The organism is Mesorhizobium sp. WSM4898, from assembly GCF_029625845.1.
Lineage (GTDB): Bacteria > Pseudomonadota > Alphaproteobacteria > Rhizobiales > Rhizobiaceae > Mesorhizobium.
This window is the reverse complement of the sequence record NZ_JARTVQ010000021.1, coordinates 1-14,116: the sequence shown is the minus strand read 5'-3', so window position 1 is coordinate 14,116 and position 14,116 is coordinate 1. Positions and strand designations below refer to the sequence as shown.

The window sequence follows — 14,116 nt, the reverse complement described above, 5'->3', positions numbered from 1 at the left end:
CAACGCCTTCGCCATGGGCGGTACGAACGCAGTTCTGGCATTCAGGCAGGTGTAGAAGCCATGCAAGACGCCTCATTTGAGGTCACCTGTCGTATCTAGCTGCTTGCCGGACCACTATGTAAAGCGAGCGCTATTGGCTGCCTCTGCGATGCGGGAATTGGCAGCGGACGTCTCTCGATCAAACAGGCATCTTGCTTGTAGAATTCTTTTAATCGTGAAGCGGCGCGAGTGCGCTATCCGTTGAGGTGAGCAAGGCCGGCGCCCTGGGTGAGCGCTGGTGTCGGGTGGTGGAAAGTACAGGGGGAGCTGTGTGGCCCCTCTTTCTCGGCCTCGACGATGTGCGAAGGAGCCTGCGCGGCGAACGGGCCAACGCCCCAGGCTCAGAACCTGGGCGAACCTAACTCCCGCCAAAGGACAGCCCAGAGCTGGATACACGAAAGAGATACTGAACCCGCGAATCAGATTCTGATCAATCGTCGTGTCTGAGCTCCACTCGGCTCTTACGGAGATAATCGCGCGGCCCGGCAACGGCCGCGCGTGCCGCGGGCGTGAGCTTTGCGCTTCGTCAGAAGTGCCTCGAGCGTGACGACGATAATTGACCAGCCATATGGAACGCATTCGCCCAGTTATCCAAAGCGTGGATACCTTTCATCTAAACAAAGGATTTTACCGTTTTTGCTGCAGGTCCCATAGAAGCGCTTCAAGTTGGAAAGATAGGTAGTTCCGATGGTTGCGTTGGATCTGAGGAGCATCATCTGGTGTGCGGGGCGTACAAAGTCAGTCGCATCTGCATTGCGGCTTGGTCTTTCGGCGGTCCCCACAAGTTACGCCCCGTTGGCGCGACGCCAATTATTTAATCAATGCTTGGACATTTATCTCAACCAGACAGCTACAAGGTGAGGTCTTCCATGCGTCCGAATGTCGAGTGGAAGTTGTGCTGGGAAAATGAGCTGCAACTGGCCGACCATGTCGAACTCTCCGACTTTTTTCGAAAGACCTATGGACGGACTGGCGCCTTCAACGCGGAGCCATTCGAAGGCGGCCGCAGTTGGGCCGGCGCGAGGCCGGAATTCCGCGCAATCGGCTACGACGCGCATGGGGTAGCGGCTCACATCGGCATGCTGCGGCGCTTCATCAAAGTTGGCGAGGTCGACTTGATCGTCGCTGAATTGGGCCTGTACGCGGTTCGTCCGGATCTTGAAGGGCTCGGAATCGGTTTTTCGATGCGCGTGGCGTACCCAGTGCTCCATCAGTTGGGTGTTCCATTCGCTTTCGGCACGGTTCGGCACGCGCTGCGAAACCATGTCGAAAGATTCTGCAGAGCCGGCCTCGCGAACATTGTGTCGGGCGTTCGCGTACGGTCGACCCGTCCAGATGTGCATCCCGACCTGCCGCCCACGCGCCTGGAAGACGTACTCGTGTTGGTTTCGCCGATCGGACGCTCGATGGACGAGTGGCCGTCTGGTACCCTGATCGACCGGAACGGTCCGGAACTATGAAGCCTCTGGACTACATATGCGAAGGGCAGAGTGACAATGCCGATCGCATTGCAGAGCGCAGCGTCTATCTGACGTTTGACGACGGTCCCAATTCATTTTTCACACCGCAGATACTCAATGTGCTGGCGCAACATCAGGTGCCGGCGACCTTCTTCGTTGTTGGGGCCTACGCGGCCGACGAGCCGGAACTCGTTCGCCGAATTATTACAGACGGCCACGGTATAGCCAACCACACGATGACTCATCCGGACCTAGCTAAATGCGGGTCCGTCGAAGTCGACTGCCAGATAGTTGAGGCAAACAGAGTCATAGGGATGGCTTGCCCGCAGGCCATGGTTCGGTACTTTCGTGCACCCTATGGCATCTGGACCGAAGAAGTAATCGCTGCATTAGCGGGTGAGGCATTGGCGCCCGTCCATTGGTCCATTGATCCACGCGACTGGTCTCGCCCCGGCGTTGACGCCATCGTCGACAGAGTGCTCGCCGATATCCGGCCGGGCGCAATCGTGCTGTTGCACGACGGGTGCGCTCCCGACGAATTGCAACCAGGCAATCAAGCCAGTCTGCGCGACCAGACGGTGACAGCGTTGTCACGCCTAATTCCAGAATTGCACGGCCGCGGATTTGTAATCCGATCACTTCCTCAACATCCCTGAACAAACAGAGATCCTATGGACCTTCTCACCACAGCCAGTACTGTTGCCGTTTCGTCTTATGCGGTGCTCTCGACTGTTTACAGAGGCATGCAAGCGGTCTACTCCCAACCGGAAAATGTTACGCCGCCGTCGGAAAGCTTGTTCGGATCCGACCGTTGGCCGAGCGTGGATGTCATTATCCCCTGCTACAATGAGGACCCGCGCACACTCGCGGCGTGTTTAGCTTCCATTGCAAATCAAGATTACTCCGGAACATTTCAGGTCTATCTGGTTGACGACGGTTCTGGAAATCGTAATGCCGTCATCCCGGTACATCACGCCTACGAGGGCGACCCGAGATTCAATTTCATTCTGCTCCGCGAAAATGTTGGCAAACGCAAGGCGCAGATCGCCGCCATCCGCCGCTCATCTGGAGATTTCGTGCTCAGCGTCGACTCTGACACGACACTTGCGTCCGACGTCATCACGAAGCTTGCAGTAAAAATGCGGGATTCCATGGTCGGAGCGGCCATGGGCCAGCTGACGGCATACAACCGCAGCGACACTTGGTTGACCCGATTGATCGATATGGAATACTGGCTGGCTTGCAATGAGGAGCGCGCGGCGCAAGGTCGCTTTGGTGCGGTCATGTGCTGCTGCGGCCCATGTGCAATGTACCGCCGGTCTTGTCTCCTTTCTCTGCTGGATCAATACGAGACGCAGCTGTTCAGGGGGAAACCAAGCGACTTCGGTGAAGACCGTCATCTTACGATCCTCATGCTGAAAGCAGGCTTTCGAACCGAGTACGTTCCAGGTGCCGTCGCGGCGACAGTCGTTCCGGACAAGATGGGACCTTATTTGCGCCAACAACTCCGCTGGGCACGAAGCACTTTCCGGGACACGATGCTTGCGCGAGGTCTACTGCGTGGCCTGGATCGCTATCTAACTTTGGATGTGATGGGAGAGAATCTCGGCCCATTGTTGCTCGGCATCGCGGTAGTAACGGCGCTCGGTGAGTTACTATTTTCACATACAGTAAATTGGTGGACGGTGCTGGCTATTGTCACGATGACCATAATCAGATCTACGGTGTTATCTTTCCGCACTCGGCAGCTTCGATTCATCGGCTATTCAATGCACGCGTTAATCAGGATATTCCTGTTGATCCCCTTGAAGGCTTACGCCCTGTGTACATTGAGCAATAGCGATTGGCTGTCGCGTAAAAGTGTTCCCCTGCCCAACAGCAGCACAAAGGAAATCACAAGCGCGATGCCGCTTGGCGGAGCAAATGCTGCGGGCAATTCTGGAATTGCGGAGTCACTTCATACTGCAGATCTTTCGCTCACAGCTAGTGAAGTCTGACGGCCTTGCAGCGCCGAGTGACCGAGTAAGTTGTGTCAGTCGACACGGGGTGAAGCTTGTCGAGTTACCTATGGTCAGAACGGGGACTATGTGGAAGCGACACGTGGCATCTTGACGTTATTCTTTGGCGGAAGCGATACACACGTCGCTCCGGCCGCGACTTTCCAAAGGTGTCATCTCAAGGCGGTGGCCTGCTCTGAACCAGAATTCGCAAGTAAGCTGCCGGTGGCCAATCGGACTCATTCCGCTTGAGATAGACGCATGTCCAATGTAGCAATCGACCTTACCGGCGTAACCAAATTATTCGGAAACAAGCTCGTTGTGGACGGGCTGTCCTTCACCGTTGCATCGGGAGAGTGCTTCGGTCTGCTGGGGCCTAACGGCGCAGGCAAGAGCACGATTGCGCGTATGCTCCTCGGTATGACCCGGCCTGACGCGGGTGATATAACAGTCCTCGGTCTACCAGTGCCGGCACGCAGCCGCTTGGCCCGCAAGGGCATAGGCGTGGTCCCGCAGTTCGACAATCTCGACCTGGAATTTACGGTACGTGAGAACCTGTTGGTGTTCGGGCGCTACTTCGGCATGAGTACAAGAGAGATCAACGCCGTCATCCCACGGCTGCTCGAGTTCGCTCGCCTTGAGAGCAAGGCGGATTCACGTGTCGGCCTGCTATCCGGCGGGATGAAGCGGCGCCTGACGCTGGCACGTGCTCTGATCAACGACCCCCAGTTGCTTGTGATGGATGAGCCCACGACCGGCCTCGACCCGCATGCCCGCCATCTGATCTGGGAGCGACTTCGTTTCCTGCTGGCGAGCGGAAAAACGATCATTTTGACCACCCATTTCATGGAAGAGGCTGAGCGGCTTTGTGATCGGCTGTGTGTTCTCGAGCGGGGACGCAAGATCGCCGAGGGCAGTCCTCATGCGCTGATCGACGAGTACATTGGGTGCAACGTGATCGAGATCTTCGGCGGTAATCCACAGGAGCTGATTTCGCTGATCAGACCGTACGTTCAGCGTGTCGAGGTAAGCGGCGAGACGCTCTTTTGCTATGCGCCTGAGCCGGAGGATGTGCGCATCCAGCTTCGCGGTCGAGCGGGTCTGCGTATTCTAGAGCGTCCACCCAGTCTGGAGGACGTTTTCTTGCGGTTAACCGGACGTGAGATGGAGAAGTGAGCAATGGGTGAACGTTTTGCGGCCGCTCTACCCGCCAACGCCTGGAACTGGATGGCGGTGTGGCGCCGCAATCATCTGGCATGGAAGAAGGTGGCATTTGCTTCAATGCTCGGCACCCTTGCTGATCCGATGATTTACCTTTTCGGGCTCGGCACTGGCCTTGGACTGTTGGTAGGCCGCATCGAAGGTGCATCCTACATCGCCTTTCTGGCAGCCGGCATGGTTGCGACGAGCGCGATGACAGCATCAACCTTCGAAACAATTTACGCGGTTTTCGGTCGAATGCGCGATCAGGGCACTTGGGAAGCAATCCTGCACACACAACTTACCCTCGGCGACATCGTTCTCGGTGAATTGACCTGGGCAGCCACAAAGGCTTTTCTGGCCGGTACGACAATTGCGATTGTTGCGGCCGCGCTAGGTTATGCCGCGTGGACGTCGGTTCTCTACGTGCTACCGGTCGTCGCTCTCACCGGATTCGCCTTTGCGAGCCTGGCCATGCTCGTCATCGCGCTCGCGCCCAGTTATCACTATTTTATTTTCTATCAGACGCTTGTCATCACACCCATGCTGTTCCTTTCGGGCGCGGTTTTTCCAGTCGGCCAATTGCCAGGAGTGTTTCAGCAGATTGCGGCCTTCTCGCCCCTGGCGAATTCTATCGAGCTAATCCGTCCGGTGATGCTCGGCCGCCTGGGCGACAATGTAGGGCTGCATATAGGCGCACTTTGCATGTTCGCTGTATTGCCTTTTTTTCTGTCGGCTGGACTGTTTCATCGACGACTAATGCGTTGACGCTTGCTTACACCCATTAACCAGAAGGAGGTCCGCAATGCCGGATGCAAACTGCCCACAGCGGCCCGGAGGCATGCGTATGCTAGGAATCGCGAGTGGTACAACGCCGAAGCCGGGCGCCACCCAGCCGCTGCAGGCACCCGCCCAGCTTCGCGACCACACCTCGAAGAACAGGCTGGATGGTGAGGCGCGGACCCACCCGGAGCGTTCAATCGATAGCAGCCAAGCTTCTTGTGCGCGTCCACAGACCGTCGCGGCCATTATTTAGTTGGATACACATGCAATGACCCACAACGAAGCAACTCTTGAGCCTTTTGTGATCCTTGCTATGCCAAGGACCGGAACACACTATTTAGAAGAATTGCTAAACGAGCATCCGACCGTTTTGAGTAACGGTGAGTTGCTAAACGAATATGATCCCAATTGGCCCAGCACTGATCGCCTGCTAGGCACGGATCGCGAGCTTCTTGAGCTTGCCTATGTGCGCTGCCCTATGCGCGACTACAAGAATGTGACGCATCTTGGATGCAAGATCAATGAACCTCAGTTTCGCGAGCGTCCCGCATTCTTTGCGGAACTGGCTCGTTGGCCAGCACTCAAGGTCATCCTTGTTGTTCGCCGAAACGTATTGGAATCGCTCCGATCCTTTGTGCAGGCCAGGGAAAGCGGTCACTGGCTGAAGTTCAGCTGGGACAACGATACCGCTCGGCCACCGAGCGTCAGGTTGTCAATCGCCGACTGTGAGGCTTATTTCAAAGCCGCCGACGATTTTCACGCTCGCGTTATGGACTCCTTCACGTCGACCAACCTGCTTGTAATGGAATACGAGAGCCTACTTCACGAACCTGCCCAATGCCTGGGAGCGGTTTGGGATTTCCTGGGCGTTCCAGCGCTTGAGCCATCAGATAACGCCATCCTGCAGCGCCAGGAAACGCGACCGCTGGATCAAACGGTGGAGAACTTTGACGAGTTGCGGATTCACTTCGCACGGGGACCTTATTCAAGATTTTTTGACCTCGGAGATTCAATGCGCTCCTACGCTTAATCGCTTGTACCGCGTGCTCTGATGGGCGTGTAGGATATCCTGCAGTTTGCGCGCATTCCGTCGCAAAACTGACAAACCAAAGTCACCAAGACGACAGAGATATCGGCCGGCAGTCGATCTGCGGCAGACATCAAAGACACGGCCGCAAGGCGACCTGGTCAATTCCCTCTCTGGCGAAGCACTTCTTCAGACGCGATCTTTGGCGAGCCTTGAGTGCAAATTCCGGCAAAGGTGGAGGGTTCCAGTGCGCAACCCGCACCAATCTCGCTGGACGGGACAGGCCTCCAGTTGGCACGGCGCTTGCTCCGAGATGACAGCAGCGCTCGACCGGAGCGCAGCATGGGAGAAGGAGGAGCCCCCACCCCGATCCGGTCAGGGAGAGAGAAACGGTGTTGGTTCCAAGAGTCCCCCGCGCGATCGCAGCGCCCCGCAAGCCCCATTTTGCCCGGACCTACGTGCAGGTGCTTGCCGCCATAGTCCTGGGAGCCGCAATTGGCTACCTCTATCCGGAAACCGGCCAGAGCCTGAAGCCGCTCGGCGATGCCTTCATCAAAGTCGTCAAGATGATTATCGCACCTGTCATCTTCCTGACAATTGCGACCGGCATTGCCGGCATGAGCGATCTGCAGAAGGTCGGCCGAGTTGCCGCCAAGGCGATGGTTTATTTCCTCACCTTCTCGACACTTGCACTCGTTGTCGGACTGATTGTCGCGAATATCGTTCAACCTGGCGCCGGCCTCAACATCGATCCGGCCTCGCTCGATGTCCAAGCCGTTAAGGGCTATGTGGCCACGGCTCACGAGCAGTCCGTGACCAGCTTCCTGATGAACATCATCCCGTCAACGATTGCCAGTGCCTTCGCGGAAGGCGACATCCTGCAAGTCCTGTTCTTCTCGGTCCTGTTCGGCATTGCTTTGGCGATGACCGGAGAGACGAGCAGGCCGGTCGTTACCTTTCTCCAGGCGCTTACCGCCCCCATTTTTAAGCTCGTCGGCATTCTGATGAAGGCTGCACCCATCGGCGCCTTCGGCGCAATGGCCTTTACGATCGGCAAATACGGAATCGGTTCGGTGGCCAACCTCGCGATACTGGTCGCGACGTTCTATCTTACCGCCTTCCTCTTCGTGTTCGGGGTTCTCGGCGCGGTCTGCCGCTACAACGGCTTCTCGATCTTTTCTCTCGTCCGCTACATCAAGGACGAGCTGCTGCTTGTCCTGGCAACGTCCTCCTCGGAGGCCGCGCTGCCCTCGCTAATGGAGAAGATGGAGAAGGCCGGCGCCGCCCGTTCGGTCGTAAGTCTCGTCATCCCTACTGGATACTCATTCAATCTGGACGGTACCAATATCTACATGACGATCGCCGCCCTCTTCATCGCCCAGGCGACGAACACAGATTTGTCAATTGCCGATCAGATCCTCCTGCTGCTAATTGCGATGCTTTCCTCGAAGGGTGCGGCAGGCGTCACCGGCGCCGGCTTCATCACATTGGCCGCTACTCTCTCTGTCGTGCCGAGTGTTCCCGTTGCCGGAATGGCTCTAATTCTTGGCGTGGACCGCTTCATGTCGGAATGCCGCGCGCTGACGAATTTAGTCGGTAATGCGGTGGCATCGCTCGTTGTCGCTCGCTGGGAAGGCGAATTGGACCAGTCACGGATGGAAACCGCTTTCCGCGGTTAGGGTTACATCAAACTGGCTCCCCGCAAGCAAGATCGCAACAGCGCGACGTGTAAGTAGCGGCCTTGACACAACAGTCGAATTGCCAGCCTCCAAAGAGCGCTGGAAATAGAGTACTAACGCAGTGAGTAATACAACACCATGAAGCCCCTAAGCAAACGAACGGTTCACGGAGACTCATCTGGGTGCGCATGGAGCGCTGTTCGTCGAATGCGCTATCCGCGGGGTGGGGGAACTATTTCAGCTTGCCGCCCCAAGCCGTCGCGGGAGCGCACCGGATGATGGAGGACCGGCCGATCAGAATCGCTAGGGGAAAGCGCGTCACAATAGCCGATCTCGCCCGCGAAGCCGGAGTCAGCGTAGCAACAGTCGATCGGGTTCTGAACGTCCGCCTTCCGGTGCGAGAGGAGACCGCCCAGCGGGTCCATGCGGCCGCGCACGCGATCGGCTATCATGCTGCCGGTCTCATCAAACAGCGCTTGCAGCAGCACCTGCCGCACTACAAGCTGGGCTTCATCTTGAGAAAACCTACCCACGATTTCTACCAAGATTTCGCTCGCAAGATCGAAGAGTCGGTCAGTATGGCTAAATCCTTCCACGGCCTTCCGATCATCGAGTTCGCGCAGTCACATTTGCCGCGTGACCTGCTCCCGCTTCTTAAGGACCTTGGGAGCCGCTGCCAGGCGATCGCCATGGTGGCGGCCGATCACCCGAAAATCACAGCATCAGTCGAGGAGCTCAAGGCGAAAGGTATCCCGGTATTTTCGCTGCTATCCGACTTCGCCGATGGCGTGCGCGAGGGCTACATCGGCCTCAACAACAGCAAGGTCGGACGGACTGCCGCTTGGGTGTTTTCCAAGGCCGCAAAACGGCCCGGCAAGGTGGCGGTGTTTGTCGGAAGCCATCGCTTCCAGGCGCATGCGACGCGGGAAACGGCCTTTCGTGCGTATTTTCGTGAGAACGCGCCAAAATTCGAGGTGCTTGATGCGCTCGTGAACCTTGATGAACGGCAGCTCACTTACGAAAAATTGCTGGATCTTATGCAGCGGGAACCAGAGCTCGTCGGCTTCTATATGGCCGGCGGGGGGATAGAGGGGGCAATTTCCGCGCTCCGAGAAGAGGGGAGCGGTCAGGATCTCGTCGCGATCGTGAGTGAAATGACGCCGCAGTCACGTGGGGCGCTTGCGGATGACATCTTGACGATGGCGGTCGGCACGCCAATGCGCCGACTTTGCCAGGAGCTGATAATGGCAATGGAGCGGGCCATCAAAGCCGGCGTCGCGGAGAGCCCGGGGCAGACATTTCTGCCGTTCGACATTTATCTTCCGGAAAATATTTGACCTTGATGGATTTCTATCATGAGCGCCCATTTTCCTTTCACCGATGAAAGGAAAGCTCGATTGACTCGGCCGTCTCTGTCCGATCTGTGAACCGGCGTGGTTCCGTCTTGAAAGAAGCCGGATGCCGAAATGGCAGCCGCGCTTCATGGAAGGAAAGTCAAGCAATGCGCCAGGTATCGCCCCGCTTTGCACTCGATCACATGGCGGCGCCCCGCCTTGACGTCAGTGCGCTTTTCGCGCTTGCCCGTGACCAAGGCCTGACCGACGTCCAAATCCGTTACCCTCATTTCAGCAATCCTGTCGCACGCGGCATTCCGGCTGCGGACGTTCGGTTGGCCGCTACCGAAGCGGGCGTCACGATCATCTCTGTCAACGCCTTGCAGCGGTTCAACGACTGGACTCCAACGCGTCAGGCCGAGGCAAGCAACCTCGCCGATTATGCGACGGCGTGCGGGGCGGAGACGCTCGTGTTGGTGCCGGCCAACCGCAGCTCGTGGCCCACCAATAGCGAGCGCCAGGACAATCTTCGTTTCGCTCTAAACGAGATCAAGCCAATCCTCCAGTCGCGGGGTCTGATCGGTCTCATCGAGCCGCTGGGTTTCCGAACCTGCTCGCTTCGATCAAAGAAGGAAGCGGCCGAGGCCGTTGCCGCGGTTGATGGCCAGTCCGTCTTTCGCCTCGTGCACGACACGTTCCACCACACCCTGGCCGGGGAGACATGCCTGTTCTGCGAGCTTACCGGCCTGGTGCACATTTCAAGCGTAAACGACCCGACCTTCTGGATTTACCCCGATCGCTTTCTTGCAGGTTCCGACAATGGCAGCCAGATTCAGGCGCTGCTGGATGGCGGCTACGCGGGACCTTTCTCATTCGAGCTGGTCGAGGAAGTCCATTCTCTGGACGATCTCGCAGGCGCACTTGCCGCCAGCATCGACTTTATCCGGCGAGGGCTATTGTCGTCAAAGTAGATGGTGACAGGAGTAGTGACTATAGGTGCGCCTGAATTTTCCGTGGGTTCACAGCGGGGCAGCCATCCGAGATGCCTCCTGTATCATTATCTCCCGCATCCAGATGCTTGCCGGATCGCTATTGTGGAGGGCCGGCCATTGGAGGGTCTCGGTGAATGTGGGAAATGGCAGCGGAAGTTCGATAACCCGCAGGGGGAACGTTTTTTCGAAATGCCTGACCAGCCGTAAGGGCATGGTCGCTATACGAGCTGTGCCGGACACCATAGGTGGAATCATGCTGAAGCCCTGCACGGCGACCTCGACACGTCTCTTAAGGCCATGCTCAAGCAAAAACCATTCCTCGATAGACGGCTTCATCGTACGCCCGAACCTGACCGCGACGTGCCTCATCGACATGTATCTCTCGAATGTAAGCTGCTGTGGCAGCTGCTTGTTTGTGGGACAGCCTACGCACACGAGCTTCTCGTCAAACAGCGCAACGCTTGAATGCACACTCGACGTGAACATATCCGGTAGAATTAGAAAATCGACGTCACCGCGCCGGAGAAGCTCATCGGGGCTATCGTCGACAGGCAGCAGTTCGAAGCTGACGGCGGGGGCTTCCCGTGAAATACGCTCCACAAGCTTTTCGAAAAACACGAGCGTGACGAAATCGGAAAGAATGATCCTGAAGAGGCGATCGGCTCGAGCTGGGTCAAACGGATCCGAAGAAATAATCGAGCACTGGATGTGCTGGAGAGCGTCGCGAACTGCGGGGGCAAATGCTGCCGCACGCGGGGTTAGAAATCTTTCGCGACCTCTTATCGTAAACAGTTCATCGCGGAAATAATCGCGCAGTCGGGCGACGGCCGCACTCATGGCGGGCTGACTCAGGTTAATCCTGCGTGCCGCCGCCGAGAGATTACGCTCCGTCAGGAGTGCGTCGAGCACAACGAGGAGATTTAGATCAAGTCCTTTGAAACGCATGTCATCAGCCATCCATGGGATGGATGCCTTTAACCGAAACAAACGACTTTAACAATTTAGCATTCTTGCAATCTTTTGTCGCAAAAAGTTTATGATGGATGACGTTAAGGTCCGACATATGAGCCGCGTGATCTGCCGAAGCGAGCAATCGTTCGTACTGTGCAGGTCAGAGATTGGCAGTTTGAAACGCCGGGCCGATGGCGCCGGTCTATCAACCAGCGTCTTCGGCGGCCCCGACCTAGCTAGGCGTGGAACCTAATAGGGTGCACCTTTCCAGTCCGAGGCGACTGATGGGCGGTTTGATCCTAAGCTGCCGTGAGGCCTGTGCCAATTGTATCGGCGAGCCAATGCAGCAGTCCGGCAGCGTTTTTGAGAGCTGTTGTAGGCTCGGCCTAAGCCCATTGGCGCAAGCCTATCTGAACGAAGCGCTTGGCCTTGCCGCTATCCGGTATGTGATCTGTGGTGCCTTCTCGTCCTGCTGTTCTTGTTTTGGAACGCCCTTATGGTGAGCCCATCCGGGACGTGGGGCACCGGGAGCACAAAGGTGCAGGCAGGCCGTCAATAGACCGTGGGCTGAGAGCCCGAGCTCGTTACATGGCCGCCCCTCGCGACTTTCCCGGATGCGCTGCGAGCGCGGATCAGTAGATGTCGTGTTGCCCGCCAGCTCCCGTCTTTGACCGAGCCAAGAAGGAGGAACGGGCATGCTTATCATCGGACTGGATATTCACCGCGCCTTCGCCGAAGCAGTGGCATGGGAGGAGGGCAGGCTCAGGCGACTCGGCCGCGTCGACATGCGGCGCGATCTGCTGGCGGCGTTCGCCGCGAAGCTGTCGCCGAACGATGTCGGGGTGATCGAGGCCACCGGCAACGCGACGTCCGCTGCAGCTGTGGTTGCGCCGCATGTGAAGAAGGTGGGGATCGCCAAGCCGAAACAGGTGTTTATCGTTGCCTATGCCAAGATCAAAACGACGATCGACGCCGACGTTCTTGCGCAGCTCTATGCCAGCGGCTTCTTGCCAGAAGTCTGGATTGCGGACGAGCCGACGCAGGCTCTGCGTCGACAGGTGACACGGCGCAATCAGATTGTCCGACAGAGATCTCGATTGAAGAGCGTCATCCAGTCGATCCTTCATAGCCACCTGATCCGTCCTGCCCGCATGCTGACCTGTGCGGCGCCAAGGGTCGGACCTGGTTAATCGAGCAGGTCGTACCGCAGGACGAGCGCCTCGCGATCGATGGGCATCTGCGCGAGTTCGACCGATTGGGCGAAGACCTCCAGGTCATCGAACGCGATCTTGTCCGCTCGGCTCTCGAGGATGAAGGCGTGAAGCGGCTGATGACCATTCCCGGCGTCGACATCACCGTCGCGCTGGCGATGAAGGGCGGCGATCGGCGACGTGTCGCGCTTCGACGATCCGCAGAAGCTCGTGACCTATCTCGGGTTGAACCCAAGCGTCCAGCAGTCCGGCCAGGTCCGGCCTACCATGGGCGGATCACCAAGCAGGGCCGTGGTCATGCGCGCGGCATGCTCGTCGAGGCGGCCTGGGCGGCCGCTCGTGCTCCCGGACCGTTGCGAGCCTTCTCCCTGCGGCGTGCGAGCCCGGCGCGGACAGCATGTCGCGGCCGTGGCAACCGCACGCAAACTCTCTGTCGTGATCTGTCATCTGTTGAGAAGGGCGAGAGTTACGCGTGGGCTCGACCCTCCCTGCATGCCAAGAAGCTTGCGCGATGTGGAACTCAAGGCCGGGAGCAAGGCTGTGCGCGGCCAAAAGGGAGCGCACGCCTACAACATAAAGAGCCACCGGGAAGAAGAGCGCCGCTGGGTGGAGCAGGCCGAGGGCGCCTATGCACGCCTCGTCGCCGGTTGGAACCCACGAGGTCCGAAGAGGGTAGGCACGGATGCCGCAAACGAGGCGCGACGATAGAAGCTGCGCGGCAGGGCTCTCATCTCGGACCCTGCTCTTCGCCACGCGGTCGTCCGTGCGCGACAGGAGAATAGCGCAGATTTATCAAAAAGGCTCTTGTCGATCACATCAGTGGTCTTGGGCGCTGTACGGCCGGGTGAAGACTTTGCAGGTGGCCCGGAAAGCGTTTGACCTGCAGCGAAGCAATTGTCGTCATTACGCGCTCGACCCGGGCGCCCAGCTTGGCATAAGGGCTACGTGGCCTCAGGAAGCGTCGTCGCCAATGCAGACCATGGACGAATTCCCAGCCGATGCCGAGATGCCGGTCGACCGTGCCTGTCGCCGTCCGGTGATGCGATGCCCCCGAGCGGATGAGTTCGCCCCGGATGCTCCCGGTCACGACGCACGGGTTCGGGTTCCAAGGCGCTCAGTTTTGTTCGCGCCCAATCGGTGTAGGACGCGGCAGAAATACGAGCGTGACGAAATCGGAAAGAATGATCCTGAAGCGGCGATTCGGTAGAGCCGGGTCAAACTATCCGACGAAATAAACGATCACTGGATGGGCGGGGGAGCGTCGCAAACTGGAGGGCAAGAGCTCCCGGACGCAGCGTTAAGTTTGAATACCTCCGCGGACATGGTCGCGAGCTTATCGCGCAAATAAATCGAGCAGCCGAGCGCCGGCCGCACTCATGACCGGCTGGGCTCGGTTAATCCTGCATGCCGCGCCCATGAGGTTACTTGTCCGGAGTGCGTCGA

10 protein-coding genes and 1 pseudogene are annotated in these 14,116 nt (G+C 58.0%); 10 read left to right on the top strand and 1 reads right to left on the bottom strand.

Annotated elements, in window-relative coordinates; translation table 11 throughout:
• The first annotated feature begins 908 nt into the window (after positions 1-908).
• The 9 genes from P9228_RS30680 to P9228_RS30640 all read left to right on the top strand — a co-directional run bounded on the left by P9228_RS30680 (position 909) and on the right by P9228_RS30640 (position 10,490).
• Entirely contained in the window at positions 909-1,499 is a 591-nt protein-coding gene (locus P9228_RS30680; RefSeq protein WP_063169401.1) for a NodA family N-acyltransferase, read from the top strand.
• Entirely contained in the window at positions 1,496-2,155 is a 660-nt protein-coding gene (gene nodB / locus P9228_RS30675) for a chitooligosaccharide deacetylase NodB (protein WP_063169400.1), read from the top strand. Before P9228_RS30680 ends, nodB begins: the two co-directional genes overlap by 4 nt.
• 15 nt (positions 2,156-2,170) lie before the next feature.
• The gene (gene nodC, locus P9228_RS30670; RefSeq protein WP_063169399.1) at positions 2,171-3,496 is read left to right on the top strand and encodes a chitooligosaccharide synthase NodC; all 1,326 of its coding nucleotides are present in this window, start codon (positions 2,171-2,173) and stop codon (positions 3,494-3,496) included.
• 261 nt (positions 3,497-3,757) lie between these two features.
• On the top strand, positions 3,758-4,672 hold the full coding sequence (gene nodI / locus P9228_RS30665; protein WP_024505873.1) for a nodulation factor ABC transporter ATP-binding protein NodI: 915 nt from the start codon (positions 3,758-3,760) through the stop codon (positions 4,670-4,672).
• A 3-nt stretch (positions 4,673-4,675) separates the two neighbouring features.
• Positions 4,676-5,464: an ABC transporter permease gene (locus tag P9228_RS30660; RefSeq protein WP_063169398.1), complete on the top strand. Its 789-nt coding sequence runs from the start codon at positions 4,676-4,678 to the stop codon at positions 5,462-5,464.
• Between the two features lie 283 nt (positions 5,465-5,747).
• Positions 5,748-6,509, top strand: coding sequence for a sulfotransferase domain-containing protein (locus tag P9228_RS30655; protein WP_063169397.1), 762 nt, complete (start codon positions 5,748-5,750; stop codon positions 6,507-6,509).
• A 392-nt stretch (positions 6,510-6,901) separates the two neighbouring features.
• Entirely contained in the window at positions 6,902-8,185 is a 1,284-nt protein-coding gene (locus P9228_RS30650; protein ID WP_210326678.1) for a dicarboxylate/amino acid:cation symporter, read from the top strand.
• Positions 8,186-8,460: 275 nt separating this feature from the next.
• Positions 8,461-9,522 carry a LacI family DNA-binding transcriptional regulator gene (locus P9228_RS30645; RefSeq protein ID WP_051695606.1) on the top strand — a complete coding sequence of 354 codons (1,062 nt, stop codon included), beginning with the start codon at positions 8,461-8,463 and terminating at the stop codon, positions 9,520-9,522.
• 164 nt (positions 9,523-9,686) lie between these two features.
• Positions 9,687-10,490 carry a TIM barrel protein gene (locus tag P9228_RS30640; RefSeq protein ID WP_063169395.1) on the top strand — a complete coding sequence of 268 codons (804 nt, stop codon included), beginning with the start codon at positions 9,687-9,689 and terminating at the stop codon, positions 10,488-10,490.
• A 48-nt stretch (positions 10,491-10,538) separates the two neighbouring features.
• Here the strand turns inward: P9228_RS30640 and P9228_RS30635 are convergent, their stop codons facing one another.
• Positions 10,539-11,456 carry a LysR family transcriptional regulator gene (locus P9228_RS30635; protein ID WP_063170390.1) on the bottom strand — a complete coding sequence of 306 codons (918 nt, stop codon included), beginning with the start codon at positions 11,454-11,456 and terminating at the stop codon, positions 10,539-10,541.
• A 701-nt stretch (positions 11,457-12,157) separates the two neighbouring features.
• Here P9228_RS30635 and P9228_RS30630 point away from each other — a divergent pair.
• Positions 12,158-13,381 (top strand): annotated as a pseudogene (locus P9228_RS30630) (IS110 family transposase).
• The last annotated feature ends 735 nt before the right edge of the window (positions 13,382-14,116 follow it).